A 15,386-nucleotide genomic window follows, 5' to 3' on the forward strand; every position below is an offset into this window, starting at 1 on the left:
CGTCCGGCTGCCTCCGCCCCGCATCACGCGCCTGACCACCGCGGGCGCCCAGTGAAAGGACCACTCACAGATATGTGGCAGACCCCCGCCACGGAGGTGATCGAGACCGCGCTCGCCCGCCTCGATCTCGATACCAAGGCGCGCCTGCTCGCGGGCCACGACATGTGGTCCTTGCCGGCCGTCCCCGAGATCGGCCTGCGTGCCGTGGTGATGTCGGACGGCCCGGTGGGCGTGCGAGGCACGCGATGGTCCCCCGACGATCCGTCGGTGGCCCTGCCCAGCCCCACGGCCCTGGCCGCCACCTGGGATGCCCGGCTCGTGCACCGTGTCGGGCAGCTCCTCGCCCGCGAGGCGCGACGCAAGAACGCGGACGTCCTGCTCGCCCCCACCATCAACCTGCACCGCTCACCACTGGGCGGCCGGCACTTCGAGTGCTTCTCCGAGGATCCGCTGCTCACCGGCGTGATCGCGGCCGCGTTCGTGGACGGCGTGCAGAGCGGGAAGGTGGCCGCCGTCGTCAAGCACTTCGTCGCCAACGACAGCGAGACGGAGCGCTTCTCGATGGACGTGCGCATCAGCGACCGGGCGCTGCGCGAGGTGTACCTGGCGCCGTTCGAGCACGTCGTGACCCGCGCGCGTCCATGGGGCGTCATGTCGGCTTACAACGGCGTCAACGGCACCAGCATGACGGAGAACCGCCACCTCCAGCAGGAGGTGCTGCGCGGCGAATGGGGCTTCGACGGGGTGACCGTCTCCGACTGGGGCGCCGCGCGGGACACCGTGCGGGCGATCACGGGCGGACTGGATGTCGCCATGCCCGGTCCGAACACCGTCTACGGCGAGCATCTGGCCGACGCGGTCCGCGACGGCCGCGTCGACGAGCGACTGGTGGACGACGCGGTCCGGCACGTGCTGCTGCTGGCCGCCCGCGTGGGCGCGCTGGAGGGGCCGCACAACCAGCGGCCCACCCCGTTGCGCCGACCGTGGCTCGGCACCGATGGGCCGGAGGAGGGACTCGACGGCGCCGAACTGGCACGCCGGACAGCCGCACGTTCCTTCGTCCTGCTGAAGAACCCGCGCTCCGTTCTGCCGCTGTCCCCGCGGCGGCTCACCTGTGTGGCCGTCATCGGGGACGCCGCCGAGGAAGCCAGGATCATGGGCGGAGGCAGCGCGACTGTCTTCCCGCCGCACACCGTCACCCCGCTGGACGGGTTGCGCAACGCTCTGCCCGGCGACGTGGAGGTCGTATACGCCCAGGGCGCCGACCCGCGCACCAGCCTCGCCCCCGCCCGGGCGGGCTTCGAACTCCGCTCGCGCTTCCGGGCCGCCGACGGCACGGTGCTCGCCGACCTGCCGCAGCCGGACGGCAGGGTGCAGATGATGGGCAGCCTGCCCGCCGGTGTCTCCCCCGACCGCCTCCACTCGGTCACCATCTCGGGCCGCTTCACCCCGGACCGCGACGGCGTCCACACCTTCGGCGTCAGCGGTTACGGGGACGTAGTCCTCACCGTCGACGGCCACACCCTCTTCGATGCGCACCGGGTGCCGCAGACCGACGATCCCTTCCTGGCCGTCATGGCGCCCACGGAAGTGCGCCGGGAGACGAAGCTGACGGCGGGCCGGCCCGTGGAGGTCACGCTCAGCTGCGTACCGTACGGCGCCGACCTCGGCGACGGCATCCCGTCCCTGTCCGTGTGCCTGGGCCACCGACCGCCCACCGCCTCCGAGGACGAACTCATCGAGGAGGCGGTCGTGGCAGCGGCCGGAGCCGATGTCGCCGTCGTGGTGGTCTCCACCACCGACGAGGTCGAGAGCGAGGGCTTCGACCGCACGGACCTGCGCCTGCCCGGCCGCCAGGACGACCTCGTCGCACGGGTCGCGCAGGCCAACCCCGACACCGTCGTCGTGGTCAATGCCGGTTCGCCGGTGGAGATGCCCTGGCGCGAGCAGGTCGCGGCCATCCTGGTGACCTGGTTCCCGGGCCAGGAAGCCGGGCACGCCCTCGCCGACGTCCTGCTCGGAGTCAGAGAGCCGGGCGGCCGGCTGCCCACCACCTGGCCGTCCGCCACCGCCGACTGCCCCGTCCTGGAAACCCACCCTCACGACGGCGTCCTCTCCTACGACGAGGGAGTACACGTCGGATACCGCGCCTGGCAGCGCCACAGCACCCCACCCGCCTACTGGTTCGGGCACGGCCTGGGTTACACCGAATGGGCCTACGAGAGGGCCGACTTCCATCCCGGCGACGAACAGGAGGGGCCAGGGCTCCTCGGCGTCGTCCGGGCCACCCTTTGCAACACCGGTGTCCGTCAGGGACGCGAGATCGTTCAGGCCTACATCGAGCCGCAGCGCGACGAGCAGCTCCCGGCCCCCGGCCGGACGACGCACGACCGGCCGCTCAGGTGGCTGGCCGGGTTCACCGTCCTCGACTGCGCCCGAGGCGAGTCCGCCGTGGCGGAGATCTCCGTGCCCCGCCGCGCGGTGCAGGTCTGGGATGCCGACTCGGCGTCCTGGCACACGGTTGGCGGACCGTACCGGATCCGGATCGGCCGGAGCTACGCGGACCTGCGCCTCGACGTCGATCTGAAGGTCGACGACACCGACGCCCCGCACGAACCACCCGGCCACCCGTCCCGGCGAGCGTGAGCACCGCGCCGGACCCCAGACCGACTCTTCACCTCCCCCTGTCTGTTTCTTACCGAGGAGCCACGTACCCATGACCCAGACGCCATCCCTCGCCCCCAGCAATCCCCTGATCCCCGGCTTCCATCCCGACCCCAGCGTCTGCAAAGTCGGCGACGACTACTACCTGGCCTGTTCGTCCTTCGAATACCTCCCCGGCATTCCGGTGTTCCACAGCCGGGACCTGGCCGCATGGTCTCTGATCGGGCATGTGGCCGATCGTGAGGGCCAGTTGGATGTGTGCGACACTCCGACCCTGGGCGGGGCCTGGGCTCCGACGCTGCGTCATCACGGCGGCCGGTTCTATTGCGTGGTGACCGACGCCCACGGACGCGGCAGCCTGATCTTCACCGCAGAAGACCCTCAGGGCCCGTGGTCCAACGGGACGGTCATGCAGGGCGTCTCCGGTATCGACCCCGACATCGCCTGGGACGAGGAGGGCACCTGCTACATCACCTACTCGGGACTGCTGCTGCACGACGGTGACGCCCCGCCCACCCATCTGGGCATCCAGCAGGTGCGCATGGACCCCCGGACCGGCCGGGCCCTGGAGGAACCGCGGTCCCTGTGGTCGGGTACGGGCCTGATGTTTCCCGAGGCCCCCCACCTCTACAAGATCGACGAGACCTGGTATCTGCTGATCGCCGAGGGCGGCACCGAGCGCGGGCATGCCGTCAGCATCGCCCGCTCCACCCGCCCGGAAGGTCCCTTCGAGGGCTGCCCGGCCAACCCCGTCCTCAGCGCCCGTAGCACCGACCGCCCCATCCAGAACACCGGCCATGCCGACCTCGTGCAACGGCCCGACGGCTCCTGGCTGATGGTCATGCTCGGCATGCGGCCGCGCGGGACGACACGTGCTTTCTCGCCGATGGGCCGTGAGACGTTCGTGACCAGCCTTCACTGGGAGGACGGCTGGCCCGTCGTCGCTCCGGTGGAGCTCACGCCGCCGGGGCCCGAGGTGCGCGAGCGCGACGACTTCGACGACGAGTGCCTGGAACCGCGCTGGCTCGGTGTGCGCCGGCTGCCGGCCTCGGTCGCCTCGCTGACCGAGCGCTCCGGCTGGCTGCGCCTGCACGCCGGCGAGGCGAAGGCCGGCATGGACGACCTGCGGCCCGCGTTCGTGGGACGGCGCCAGCAGCACGAACGCGCCGCCTTCAGCGCGCTGCTGGACGTGAGCGGTGGCACGGGCGGGATCAGTCTGCGCATCGACGAGCAGCACCATTACGACATCGAAGCCGGTCACGGCGTCATACGGGCCCGCGCCCGGGTCGGCTCGCTGACGCAGACCTGGGAACAGCCCCACCCGGGTGACGTGGCCGTTCTGCGTATCAGCACAGAGAAGCCCCCGGCGGACGGACTGGAGAACCTCGCCGCCGACATGGTCCGCCTGTCCGTTCGCTCCGGCACTGCCGGGGACAGCGGCGAGGCATGGACGACCCTGGCCCTGCTCGACGGCCGCTACGTGAGCGCGGAGACCACGGCTTCCTTCACCGGCAGGTCCGTAGGCCTCTACGCCGCCGAAGGAACCGTCGACGCCGACTGGTTCGCCTACGAAGGACATGACGCGCAGCGCTGAACAGCGAAGCTCCGCTTACGTCCGCACCGCGTTCTGTCCGGGACCCAGGCAAAGAGTTCGAACCCAGGCCGGTAAGCAACGCACGGTCACCAACGGGAGATTTCATCCAGAGGTCAAGAAGTTCCACCCTGCACTGATTAAGGCAATGCAATCAATGGCATCGGACTGATTCCCGGATCGGTCCGCTGCGTTGCTGCTCTTGAAATTTATTCGCATGCCAGGAAAAAGATCGGCGGCAGTGATCGTGAAGGCGGCACCGTCCGTGAAGGTGGCTTTAATCGCCGATGAAGGGCAAGCATAGAAACCTCTTCGCTCACCAATAGTCAGTGAAATGGACCCGCAGGTGTCGCCCTGCGAGTCCATTTCAGAAATTCTTCGTCGGGAGCGTTGGAGCTGCTCATTCCCGCCAGTAGTTATTGGCGGCGGCGATGGTCTGGAATTCGAGTGACACCACCTGTGCCGCGTGGATCAGGCTGTCCGGGGATGTGGAATAGTTCGGGCGCCCACCTTTGAGAACATCCAGGTCAGGCTGGATGTTGTGAATCGTGTGTCGGGCGATGGTGAGAGCCAGTGCGCGGCCCTCTTCGGGTGTTTCGGTGATCAGGGAGTTGCCGGGGACCAGGATCAGCCCCTCGTCGGGTACTCGGTTCATAGGGTGGAAAGTACTCCTGTTCCCGTGCTTTTACAACAGGCAGCAGGTGATGAGTGGGGAAACGCAAACCAGCGAGATTTTGAGCGGGTCCGGCGGGTCGGTCCGTGAGGCCGCGAAGCTTGATATGGGTATTGCCTAATGCAGGTTCGAGTGGCGAGACTTCCTTCCATGAAACTGGAAATTTTGCCGGAGCCGGTACTGCATGACGTTGTCGATCTCTTGGTGCGACTCGTGGAATGCTCCGGGGCGCTTGTCATTGCCGCCGGGGCGGTCCTGGCGTTCGCCGGTTTCGTCGTCGGTACCTTCAAAAGGTCACATTCCGTAGCAGGTTCGGTGTCCAGTCCGGCCGGCGACTTCAACCGTGTCCGCCTCAGACTGGGCCGCTACCTGGCGCTCGGCCTGGAGTTCCAGCTCGCCGGGGACATCCTGCGCACTGCCGTCGCCCCGACGTTCGCCCAGATCGGCCAGCTCGCCGCCATCGCCGCGATCCGCACCGTGCTGAACTACTTCCTGGGCAAGGAGATCGAGCACGAGCGCAAGGAGGTCGAGCAGGGTGCTGCCGCACGCCTCAGTGGTGCGGAGGTTTCGCCATGACCGAGGCACTGGGGCAGGCCGCGCTCCTGGTGACCGTCCTCGGGATGCTGGCCGCAGTCGGTGTGACCGTGCGGCTGCGGCGACTGCAGCCGGCCATCGCAGTCCTGTCGGACTTCCTGCTGGCTGCCGGACTCATCCGCTTGGCCGGTCACCTGACCTGGACCTCTCTCGCCCTCGCCTCCGCCACGGCCGCCGTTCGGCTGGTGCTCAATGCCAACCTGCGCAAGCTGCATTCGCGGCACGTCCGGGGGCGGACCTTGTGACCAGCCCGTCCTCGGTCGAGCTGCGACCGGCCGCCACAGCGGCACGGGCGCGGATGCGCGGTATGCGGCCCGGGGACGGCCGTGGCCGGCGTGTGCTGGACGCCGCACGGCGGCCCGGTATCGGCGGGTGACCACGCCCGCCTCTTTCGCGAAACCGAAGGGCGACGCCCCTCTCGGTCTGCCGGGCGGGATCGGGAGCAGGTCGCGTCCCGGCCGCGCAGATCTGTACGCCACCGCCCCCTGCCTGTGGCGTGCCGACACGATCGGCGAAAGGGTCACCACAAGAACGTCCACGCCCGGGAACGAGGCCCCGTATCGGCGGCTACCCGAGTTCCGGCGCGGTGAGCAGAGTCACGAGCTGGCGACGCCGGACGCCGTCGTTACTCCCGCTGATGAGCGGGAAAGCGAGCGCGTCGCGCAGATGACGCGCCAGCGGGGTGTCCTCGGACCAGCTCTCCACACCGACCACCCGCATCAGCCGGGGCACCACATCGACCGCTGTCTCCGATGCGAAGACCTTGGCCTGCAGGCCGAGCTCGAACGCCGCGTCCTCGCCCGCGTCCGTCGCCGCGGCGGCCCGGTGGACCAGGGCACCGGCCGCGGCCAGCCGAGTCCTGGCGTCCACGAGAGCGGTGGCGACGACAGGATGTTCGAGAAGGGGCGGCCGGCCACCGCTGCGCCGGCCGGCGGCGAATCGGAGGGCGAACTCGAAGGCGGCGCGGGCCACCCCCACCGCGAGGGCCCCCACTCCCGCGCCGCTGCCGAACGCGGCCCGGACCGTGGCCACGCCATCGCCCACACGCCCCAGTAGGCCCTCGGCCGGCACGCGCACGTCCGCGAAGTCCACCCGGGGCAGCGGGTGCGTCGCCAGGCCGGCCGTACGCGCCATGGGAGTGCAGGTGAGTCCCCGGAGCCGGCCGGGGAGCGCGAAGACGGCGAGGGAGGTGTCAGGGTCACCCGGTCCTGCCATCGCGGTCACCGTCAGCAAAGTGGGCCCGTCCCCTCCCCAGCCCATCGCGTTGGAGATCCACTGCTTGGCGCCCGTGATCACCCAGTCCGCGCCGTCTCTGGTAGCCGTTGTCCGCGTTCCCTCGGCCGGCGCCGGAGCGTCGAAGTCGGCGCTGCCACCGGGCTCGGAGAACGCGAACGAGGCCAGCGGGGTGCCTGTTCGGGTCAGGAACGGCGGCAGATGGGCCGCCTTCTGCTCTGCCGTGCCGGCCGTCAACAGGGGAGCGAGGCCCAACGTGGTGGCGAGCAGGGTCAGCGTCACACCCGGCTCCACGGCGGCGAACTCCTCCACGATGGCCAGCTGCTCGCGCACACTGTCTCCGTCCCCGCCGTGCGCGGCCGGGATGAAGGCGCGCAAGTAGCCTTCGCGGACCAGTTCGGCGTAGTACGGCTCGGTGGCCGCGAAGACCTCCTGCGGCGAGTTCCGGCCCTTGGTGGTCTCGGCGTGCGCGGCGGCCAGTACGTCGCAGGCGAACTCCCTGGCCCGCAGCCGGGCGGTGGTCATGCTTCTGCCTCCTCGGGCACGGCGCTGAACACCTGGAGCAGAATGCCGTCCGGGTCGGTGAAGCACACGGTGTCCACCACGGCTCCGCCCGGGCCCGGGAACCGGTACGGCGGAGCCACGGCCGTCGCCCCGCCCGCCTCCGCCGCGGCGACCGTGCCGTGCAGGTCACGTGACCAGAAGGCGATCCTGGCGATGCCGAGGGCCGCGGCGCTCGGGTGGGCGGGGAGCGTCGACGGCGGTTCGACGAACTCGACCAGGTCCAGGTAGGGGCCGTCGCCGGGCAGCCGCAGGAACGCCGTCCGCAGCCGCCGTGTCGTCAGGCCGAGCGGCAGCCCCAGGTCGGGCCCGGCCGGTTCGAGCTGCCCGAGCACCTCGAATCCGAGTCCCTGGTAGAACGTGACCGAGCGGGGCAGGTCGGAGACCACCAGGTTGACGTGGAAGACGTCGCTGATCATGAAGCCACCTCAAGTCCGGAGCCGATGACCTGCAGTGCCGTGCCGTCGGGATCGCGGAACACCACGGTGCGCAGTTGTTCGTTCGTGGGGCTGGGGTAGCGGACGTCCGGGCCGAAGGTCTCGATGCCGTGCTCGGCCAGGTGCGCCAGCACACGGTCCACGTCGTCGGTCCAGAACGAGATCCGGGCCGCGCCGAGGTTGTCCAGCCGCGGGTAGGGGCCGGTCGCGGCGGGCGGGTCGATGAGCTGGACCAGGTCGATCATCGGCGAGGACGTGCCCGGGCAGGTCAGGATGACGGCGCGGAGTTCGCGCACGGTGATGCCCAGATGGGGTGCCACGTCGGTGCCCTCGACGTGGACGTCCTCGGCCACGTCGAAACCCAGGGCGGTGTAGAACGCGATCGCCCGGTCCATGTCGGAGACACAGATGTTGATGTGGAAGAAGCGGTCGAACATGACTCTCCTGTCTGCGGGAGGGGCGCTTTCAGACGGCGGTGGGACCCGTGCGGCGACGGGCGAGCAGGGCCGCCACGCACACGGCGACCGCCAGTGCGACGCCGTTGAACACCGGCTCGACCCAGGCGGCCACCCCGCTCAGGGTCAGGCCGGACACGCAGGCTGCGACGAACAGCAGGCCCAGGACGGTGCCCGCGATGTTGTACCGGCCGGGCTGCACCGCGCTCGCGCCCAGGAAGACGGCGGCGAGCGCGGGGAACATCATCCCGGTGCCGCCGTCGGCGGCCGAGCCGCCCATCCGTGCCACGTAGAGGCAGCCGGTCAGCCCGGCGATCAGTCCGGACACGGCGAAGGTGGAGAAGACCAGCCGGTCGGCACGGATGCCGATGAGCACCGCTGCGCGGCTGTTGGACCCGACGGCGTACAGCCGTCGGCCGTACGGGGTGTGTCTGAGCAGCCACCAGAAGGCCAGCAGCACCGCCGCGACGAGGTAGGTGACGAGGTTGAGGCCCGCGAACCGCTGCGCGGACAGCTCGGACAGCCCGGTGGGGCCGGCCGGAGTGATCTGCTGTCCGCCCGTCGCCCACTGCACGACTCCCCCGAGGAGTGTCGCCGTCGCCAGTGTGGTGACGAACGCGCTGGTGCGCAGCCAGGCCACCAGGAACCCGTTGACGGCCCCGACCAGCATGCCGGTCACGATTCCCGCGGGCACCGCCAGCCACAGCGGCCAGGAGAGATCGGTGATCGCCGCGGCGACGACCACCGAACTGAGTGAGGCGTTCGCGGCCACGGAGAAGTCGAAGTGGCCCGCCGCCAGCGGCAGGATGACCGCGACGGCGACCAGTGCGACGATGCTCTGGTTGGCCAGGACCGCGGCGAGGTTGGCGGTGGTGGGGAAGGTGCCGGACGTGGCCGGCAGCACCGAGAAGACGACGACCACCAGGGCGACCAGCCCGAGCAGCAGATAGCGTTCGAGCAGATCGGCCAGCCGTGGACGCCGGGGCACGCCACCTGACCGTGTGATCCGCCGGTCGGCCGTCTTGAATCCGGTCTCGGTCATACGAGGGCCTCCTCCAGGGCGGACTGCAGCAGGGTCAGCAGGGCATGCGCGCTGAGGCCGGGGGCTGTGGCCTCGGTCAGCGGGCGGCCGTGGTGGAGTACGACCACGCGGTCGCACAGTTCGGCGAGTTCGTGGAAGTCGGTGGAGGCGACGAGAACCGCGGCGCCCTCCTCGGCGGCACCCCGCACCGCGGTGTGGATGTCCCTGCGTGCGCCGACGTCCACGCCTTGGGTCGGTTCGTCGAGCAGCAGGACCCGAGGGCGGGTCTCCAGCGCTCGCGCGACCACCACCTTCTGCTGGTTGCCGCCGGACAGCGCGCCGAAGGGCGCGGTCAGCGACGGTGCCCGGACGGCGAACCGCCGGGCGAGCCGGTCGGCGTCGGTGGCCGCATGTCTGCCGCGTATCCGGCCGTGGCTCCAGTACCGGCGCAGCAGGGGCAGCGTCAGGTTGTCCCGCACGCTCAGGTCCGGGAAGGACGCCTGGGCCAGCCGGTCGGGAGGCACGTAGGAGATGCCGGCACTGATCGCCTGGGCAGGAGTGCGCGGCCGCACCGCCTTTCCGTCCACCCTCATCGAGCGCAGGATGCCGGGACGCTGGCCGTGGACGGCCTGGAGCAGTTCCCGGGCCCCGCAGTCGGCGAGGCCGGCCAGGCCGACCACCTCGCCGGCTGCGACCGACAGCTCGACCTGGTGCCCCGCGACGGCCAGCACCTCGTCGCCGTCGGCACGGATGGCGGGCCTGTGTGCGGTGGTGTGGGTGCCACCGGTGATCAGCTCGATCAGGGTGCGCTCGTCGACCTCCGCGCGGGCCAGCGTGCCCGCACGACGGCCGTCACGGAGCACGGTGATGTCGTCCGCCAGGGCGAGCACCTCTTCCAGCCGGTGGCCGACGTAGACGATCGTCCTGCCTTTCGCGACGGACCGGCGCAGGGCGCCGAGCAGGATCTCGACCTCGCGCGGAGGTAGGCTGGCGGTCGGCTCGTCCAGTACGAGCACGGAACCGGCCGGGTCACGCAGTGCTCGTGCCACCGCGACCATGGTCCGCGTCGCGGGTGAGAGCGTGTCCAGCCGGTCCTGGGCCCGCGCCGCCACGTCGAAACGTTCGAGCAGTTCGTCGACGTCGCGGTGCAGGCTGCGCCATGCGATGCCACCGCCCCGGCGGGGGAAGCCCTCGGTCAGGGCGATGTTCTCGGCGACGGTCGCCTCACCGATCAGGCCGAGGTCCTGGTGAACGAAGCGCAGCCCCCAGGCACGAGACCGGTGAGCCGTGAACCGCTCCGCCCGCGCCCGGTGTCCGCCCACCTCGAGGTGCCCACCGGGATCCGCGGTGTGCACACCCGCGAGGATCTTCACCAGGGTCGACTTGCCGGAGCCGTTGCCGCCGAGCACAGCGTGCACGGTGCCGGGAGCCACCTCCAGCGAGACGTCGTCGAGAGCCTTGCTCCCGCCGAATGTCTTGCTCAGCCCCGTGAGGCGCAGCGCGGTCACTTCAGGCCCCAGGCGGTGCGATAGGCGGCCTCGTAATCGACCGGGGGCACGTACGTACCGTGCGAGACCGCCGACATGTGGTCATGGTCGACCACCTGGAAACCGATTCCCTCGTCCACCGGCCGCTGCTTCGCGAGCACGCGGATCACCGTGTCGACCGCGGCCCATCCGACCCAGCCGTTGGGGACGGCGACAGTAGCGTCCTGCCCCTGGTTTCCCGCGATGAAGCCGAAGTTCGGCGGGTCACCCTCACCACCGATGACGGCCAGGTCACCGGACCGGCCGGAGGCCATGATCGCGGGCTGCAGGCCGAGGGTGAAGAACGTGTCCGCAGGGGTCGCCAACGCGTTCGCGGCCGGGTTCCGCAGCAGGGCCGACTCGATCTTCTGCCGCACCTTGCCCGTTGCCAGGTCCTCGTTGGTGAGTTCGACGTGCTCGGCGACCGAGCACCCCCGGCACTTCGCCAGTCGCGTGGTGAAGGCGTCGTTCTGGACCTTGGTGATCCGTGAACTCGCGGCGGTCACGGTGATGACCTTGGCCCGGCCATCGGTCTTGGCGGCGACCCAGTCCGCGCGCGCCGCCCCGTTCGCCGCGGCGTAGGACTGCAGGCTCGGGTACTGCTCGGCCATCTGGACACTCGCCGAGAACAGGGCGGAGGGCCCGTCGGCGCCGCAGTCGAAGGACAGCGCCCCGACGACCGGCAGCCCGGCAGAGCGTGCCTCGCTGAGCGGCTGGCGAACGGCCGCGCAGTCGGCGGCGACCTGCACCAGCGCGTCCGCCTTGGCGGCCACCGCGGAGCGCAGGCAGCCGGCCCAGACACCGGGATCGAGCTTGCCGTCGCAGACGGACACGGTCCACCCGAGGGAGTGACCGGCATCGACGACTGCCTGTGAGACGGCCGTGCAGCCGACCGACTGGGCGCCGCAGGACAGGACCCACAGCTTCACTCCGGGCCGGGGCTTCGGAGCGGTGGACGGTGGTGTGCCGTACCGGCCCCGGTAGAGCGCGCTGAGGGCGGCGTCGGAGGCACCCTTGGTGTGCCCGGGTGCCGAGCCGGCTCCGGCTGAGGAGGAACAGCCGGCCAGGGCCAGCGTGAGCATGGTCAGTGCGAGCAGCAGTCGCACGACTCGGCGCGGCCCGATGGGGTGTGGCGCCACGGTACGGCTCGGCGGGCTCGGCGGGCCTGCGGGCGGATGTGCGCCGGAACAGGCGCGCTGGGAGGCTGAAGGCATGGTCAGTCCAATGGGGAGAGAAGGGGACTTGAACCGTCGCGATCGGTGAGCTGACGGTAGTCATCCGGCCTGCTCGGGCGCGATGGTTCTCGTGTGAGTGCGTATGACGCACTTGACAAGGCCTCTTTGGCGATCGCCTAATCTGCTCCATGGAGCTGAGCATCAGGCAGCTGCGTTACGTCGCTGCGGTCGCGCAGGCCGGTTCGTTCACCCGGGCCGCCCGCCGGCTGTTCATCACGACGCCTTCGCTGAGCCAGCAGGTCGCCAAACTGGAGCGTCAGCTGGGGGTGAAGCTGCTGGACCGTACGTCGGCGGGGGTCCGCCCCACGCCCGCCGGGCGTGAGGTGCTGGCCCGGGCGGCGCGGCTGCTGGAGCTGCACGACGAGGTGGTGTCGCTGGCCAGGACGCTCGGTGCCGGCCCGGAGGCACCGACAGCGGCGCTGCGGGTCGGCTTCCTCCCGGGCACCGCGGGACGGCAGACGGGGCGCTTGTTCGATGAGCTGCGGGGCGTTGAGCCGTCGGTGTCGCTGACCATGAAGCAGGTCCCCTGGGGGGACCAGCTGTCGGGCCTTCTCGACGGCGAGCTCGACGCGGTGTTCGCCCGGCCGCCGGTGCCGATCGGAGAGCTGCCGCACCACCTGGTTCTCACGGAGCCGCGCATGCTGGTGGTGTCGCGGCGGCATCCGCTGGCCGGCCGGGTGGAGGTGGTGGTTGCCGATCTGAGCGACTGCGTGCAGGTCGAGGCAGCCGACGCGCCCGAGGGGTGGCGGGCCTGGTGGGCGCTGGATCCTCGGCCGGACGGCAGCCGGGCGCGCTTCGGCTCGGTCGTCCACTCGCTGGAGGAGATGCTGGAGGTGGTGGCCGCCTCCCACGAGGTCGGCATCACCCCGCAGAGCATCGCGGACGCCTTCCCACGGCCGGACATCGTGTTCCTGCCGATCACGGACGTCTCGCCCGCCTCGATCGAACTCGTCTTCCCGCCCGGCCCGTTGTCCCGGCCGCAGTGCGCACTGCTGGAGGCGGTGACCCGGGTGGGGGCAGCATCCGACGGCTGAAACGCGCTCGTCGCAGAGTGCCCGCAGAGATCGTGACCGGGGCGTCAGCGCCGCGCAGGAGGTTGCGGCGCTGGGATCCTTTCGCGTTTCGAGTGTTTCTGCGCAACCGCAGGCCGGCCTGGTTGATGTTCCGTGCGCCGCTTGGCCCCGGCGCGCTGGCAGCCGGAGTGGATTGCGCTGTCCTGGTAGTGCCACCGCGCGCGGACCAGGATCCGGGCCGGCGTAACTCGGTCCTGCACCACGTCCTTCAACCGCCTCGCGGTCTGACAGCGCCCTCGCGGTCCGCTCAGCCCGACGCCCGCGAGTCTTGAGCGGTGGGCGCTCTGGGCGGTCCACGGCGGTCACGGTCGCCGAGGTCAGCAGCAGGGCGATGCTCCGACTCCGCCCGCGCCCACGACCACCACGGCATCGTTGTCGCTGGCGTCGGGCAGGGCTTTCATGACGGTGCAGTAAGCGATGGGGCCAGCTCGCCTGTCCGCGGAGCGAGCCTGCCGTCGTCACCGGCTCCGCCCTGCTTGTGCTGGGATCCGCAGCGTCGGCGCCGCATCGGTGCAGGACGCGCAACGGGGAAGCCGTCAGTCGATCCTGCGCCGCATGTCGTCGAAGCCGCTGATGAGCCGTGTGTACTGGGGTTCGAAGAGATGGTCGAAGACGATGTGCGTCTGCGTGGACGCGACGGCGAGGTCGGAACTCAGCGAGTGGGCAACGAAGTCGCGCAGTTGTTCCGTGCCGGTACAGGCGACGTGCACGAGGAAGTCGTCCGGGCCGCCGATAAAGAAGACGTTCAGGACGTTCGGCAGACGGATGATCCGCGTCGCGTAGCTCTTGATGTCGCCGCGGCTTTGCGGCCGGAGCCGCACGGACACCACTGCCTGGATCGACAGTCCGAGCGCTCGCCGGTCCACGACGGCGTGCGATGACTACAGGATCCCCGACTCGCGCAGAGCGCGCACCCGGTTGAGCGTTGTCGAGGGGGATACGTGAAGCCGATAGGCGAGGGCGTTGTTGGGGGGTTCTCGCATCCGTGATCAGTTCTCAGAGGATGCGTTCGTCCAGCTCATCGGGCTGCATGTTCTTCGGCCCCTCCGGTCGTGCCAGGCGGTCCGATGAATTTGGTGCACGATGAGCGGCAGTTGGCCAATCGGATTTGATATTGACCGCGCAGGGGAAGTCGTCGGTCTGGTCGGCGAGTCGGGCTGCGGCAAGTCGACACTGGCTCGCGCGGTCTGCGGCCTCACGGCACCCAAGAAGGGCGGGATCACCTTCGACGGCACGCCGGTGCGGTCACTGAAGGTACGCCGCCGGGACCTCGCGCTGACCGCCGTCCAGATGGTCTTCCAGGACCCGTACGGATCGCTCAACCCGCGGCGCCGGGTGGGCGCGCAGATCGCCGACGGCATCCGTACGGCGGCGGCTCGCGCCGACAAGGGGGAGGTGGCCACACCGGAGGAGTATCTGACCCGCGTGGGACTGCCTGAAAGCGCCGCGCAGCGCTACCCGCAGGAGTTCTCCGGCGGCCAGCGGCAGCGCATCGCCATCGCGCGTGCCCTCGCCGCCCGGCCCCAGCTGCTGGTCGGAGACGAGCCGATCTCCGCCCTCGACGCCTCCGCCCAGCTCCAAGTGGCCACGCTGATGCGGTCGCTGGCCGTCGAGTCGGGTGGGGGCTGCTGTTCATCAGCCACGACCTGTCCGTCGTACGGCTGATCGCCGACCGCATCGCCGTGATGTACCTCGGCCGGATCGTGGAGACCGGCCCCACCGCCGGGGTCTGGGACAACCCCCGCCCCCCTACACGCAGGCGCTGCTGGCCGTCATCCCGCAGCCCGACGGCGCCGGCATGCTGCCCGCCGAACTCCCCGGCGACGTACCCGACCCGTCCGCCCCGCCCAGCGGCTGTCGCTTCCACCCCCGCTGCCCGCGTGCCTTCGACGGCTGCGACCGCGAGGAGCCGCAGCTGATCTCCGGTGGCGTCGCCCGCCGCCTCTACGCGGCGTGACCTGAACCGAACAGTCCACCTGCCCGCGGCCACGGAGGTTCAGCACGCCCTGGTGCCCGGCCGGCGCACACAACCGTCCGTGCCGAAGCCCCGCCTGAAAGGGGCCCGGAGCTCCCCGGAGCGGCCGCGATGCGCGGCTGCCACCACGCGTCAGCGGCGTACCGCTTCCGCCTGCCCTCCGGGCGGACGAGTCCGGCCAGGACCTGTATCCGGCCGACCGTCTCGGCCACGCCCGCGAGGCCGCGGCCCGCTACTGGCTGTGCGTCGACTTCCACACCGCGACACCGGAACCGGCGCGCAACACCGCCGTCCTGCGACGCGGCGGCAGCGACGCCGGATGGCTGATCGTCCATCTGCGCGAAGATG

Annotated in this window: 16 protein-coding genes; 7 read left to right on the plus strand and 9 right to left on the minus strand. The window is 70.6% G+C overall.

All coding sequences use genetic code 11. From position 1 onward, the window contains the following. The first annotated feature begins 72 nt into the window (after positions 1-72). Positions 73-2,646, plus strand: coding sequence for a glycoside hydrolase family 3 C-terminal domain-containing protein (locus OHU34_RS38380; protein ID WP_405770771.1), 2,574 nt, complete (start codon positions 73-75; stop codon positions 2,644-2,646). Positions 2,647-2,716: 70 nt separating this feature from the next. Beyond that, entirely contained in the window at positions 2,717-4,258 is a 1,542-nt protein-coding gene (locus OHU34_RS38385; protein ID WP_405770774.1) for a glycoside hydrolase family 43 protein, read from the plus strand. Positions 4,259-4,655: 397 nt separating this feature from the next. Here OHU34_RS38385 and OHU34_RS38390 read toward each other — a convergent pair whose 3' ends face one another. After that, positions 4,656-4,910: a hexameric tyrosine-coordinated heme protein gene (locus OHU34_RS38390; RefSeq protein WP_405770776.1), complete on the minus strand. Its 255-nt coding sequence runs from the start codon at positions 4,908-4,910 to the stop codon at positions 4,656-4,658. A gap of 168 nt (positions 4,911-5,078) precedes the next feature. Between OHU34_RS38390 and OHU34_RS38395 the strand changes: the two genes are divergently transcribed. Together OHU34_RS38395 and OHU34_RS38400 are read left to right on the plus strand one after the other, a co-directional pair. Then, complete coding sequence (locus tag OHU34_RS38395; RefSeq protein ID WP_405770779.1) at positions 5,079-5,504, plus strand: DUF1622 domain-containing protein; 426 nt, start codon at positions 5,079-5,081, stop codon at positions 5,502-5,504. Further along, positions 5,501-5,767 carry a hypothetical protein gene (locus OHU34_RS38400; RefSeq protein WP_405770780.1) on the plus strand — a complete coding sequence of 89 codons (267 nt, stop codon included), beginning with the start codon at positions 5,501-5,503 and terminating at the stop codon, positions 5,765-5,767. The genes OHU34_RS38395 and OHU34_RS38400 overlap by 4 nt, the downstream gene beginning before the upstream one ends. Before the next feature lie 322 nt (positions 5,768-6,089). On the opposite strand, the gene OHU34_RS38405 is transcribed toward OHU34_RS38400, so the two are convergent. Genes OHU34_RS38405 through OHU34_RS38430 form a run of 6 tightly spaced genes read right to left on the minus strand, consistent with a single transcriptional unit; the run spans position 6,090 to position 11,894 of the window. Beyond that, a complete protein-coding gene (locus OHU34_RS38405) occupies positions 6,090-7,280 on the minus strand; it encodes an acyl-CoA dehydrogenase family protein (RefSeq protein ID WP_405770783.1) in 1,191 nt (396 codons plus the stop codon). Continuing rightward, complete coding sequence (locus OHU34_RS38410) at positions 7,277-7,735, minus strand: VOC family protein (RefSeq protein ID WP_405770786.1); 459 nt, start codon at positions 7,733-7,735, stop codon at positions 7,277-7,279. The genes OHU34_RS38405 and OHU34_RS38410 overlap by 4 nt, the downstream gene beginning before the upstream one ends. Next, the gene (locus OHU34_RS38415; protein ID WP_405770788.1) at positions 7,732-8,190 is read right to left on the minus strand and encodes a VOC family protein; all 459 of its coding nucleotides are present in this window, start codon (positions 8,188-8,190) and stop codon (positions 7,732-7,734) included. Before OHU34_RS38415 ends, OHU34_RS38410 begins: the two co-directional genes overlap by 4 nt. A gap of 28 nt (positions 8,191-8,218) precedes the next feature. Further along, the gene (locus tag OHU34_RS38420) at positions 8,219-9,250 is read right to left on the minus strand and encodes an ABC transporter permease (RefSeq protein WP_405770791.1); all 1,032 of its coding nucleotides are present in this window, start codon (positions 9,248-9,250) and stop codon (positions 8,219-8,221) included. Next, positions 9,247-10,737 (minus strand): sugar ABC transporter ATP-binding protein, encoded by a 1,491-nt coding sequence (locus OHU34_RS38425; protein WP_405770794.1) that lies wholly within the window; start codon positions 10,735-10,737, stop codon positions 9,247-9,249. The genes OHU34_RS38420 and OHU34_RS38425 overlap by 4 nt, the downstream gene beginning before the upstream one ends. After that, entirely contained in the window at positions 10,734-11,894 is a 1,161-nt protein-coding gene (locus OHU34_RS38430) for a substrate-binding domain-containing protein (protein ID WP_405770797.1), read from the minus strand. The genes OHU34_RS38425 and OHU34_RS38430 overlap by 4 nt, the downstream gene beginning before the upstream one ends. A 224-nt stretch (positions 11,895-12,118) precedes the next feature. On the opposite strand from OHU34_RS38430, the gene OHU34_RS38435 reads away from it, so the two are divergent. Continuing rightward, positions 12,119-13,024, plus strand: a complete 906-nt coding sequence (locus OHU34_RS38435) for a LysR family transcriptional regulator (protein ID WP_405770800.1) — start codon at positions 12,119-12,121, stop codon at positions 13,022-13,024. A gap of 575 nt (positions 13,025-13,599) precedes the next feature. Here the strand turns inward: OHU34_RS38435 and OHU34_RS38440 are convergent. Together OHU34_RS38440 and OHU34_RS38445 are read right to left on the minus strand one after the other, a co-directional pair. Then, positions 13,600-13,929, minus strand: coding sequence for an Lrp/AsnC family transcriptional regulator (locus tag OHU34_RS38440; RefSeq protein WP_405770803.1), 330 nt, complete (start codon positions 13,927-13,929; stop codon positions 13,600-13,602). A gap of 15 nt (positions 13,930-13,944) precedes the next feature. Continuing rightward, complete coding sequence (locus OHU34_RS38445; RefSeq protein WP_405770805.1) at positions 13,945-14,046, minus strand: winged helix-turn-helix transcriptional regulator; 102 nt, start codon at positions 14,044-14,046, stop codon at positions 13,945-13,947. 100 nt (positions 14,047-14,146) lie between these two features. Here OHU34_RS38445 and OHU34_RS38450 point away from each other — a divergent pair, with 100 nt between their 5' ends. Both OHU34_RS38450 and OHU34_RS38455 read left to right on the plus strand, forming a co-directional pair. Beyond that, a complete protein-coding gene (locus OHU34_RS38450) occupies positions 14,147-14,728 on the plus strand; it encodes an ATP-binding cassette domain-containing protein (protein ID WP_405770807.1) in 582 nt (193 codons plus the stop codon). Further along, complete coding sequence (locus OHU34_RS38455; protein ID WP_405770810.1) at positions 14,682-15,020, plus strand: oligopeptide/dipeptide ABC transporter ATP-binding protein; 339 nt, start codon at positions 14,682-14,684, stop codon at positions 15,018-15,020. The genes OHU34_RS38450 and OHU34_RS38455 overlap by 47 nt, the downstream gene beginning before the upstream one ends. Positions 15,021-15,386 lie beyond the last annotated feature (366 nt).

This window comes from Streptomyces sp. NBC_00080, assembly GCF_045041255.1.
Classification (GTDB): Bacteria; Actinomycetota; Actinomycetes; order Streptomycetales; family Streptomycetaceae; genus Streptomyces; species Streptomyces coriariae.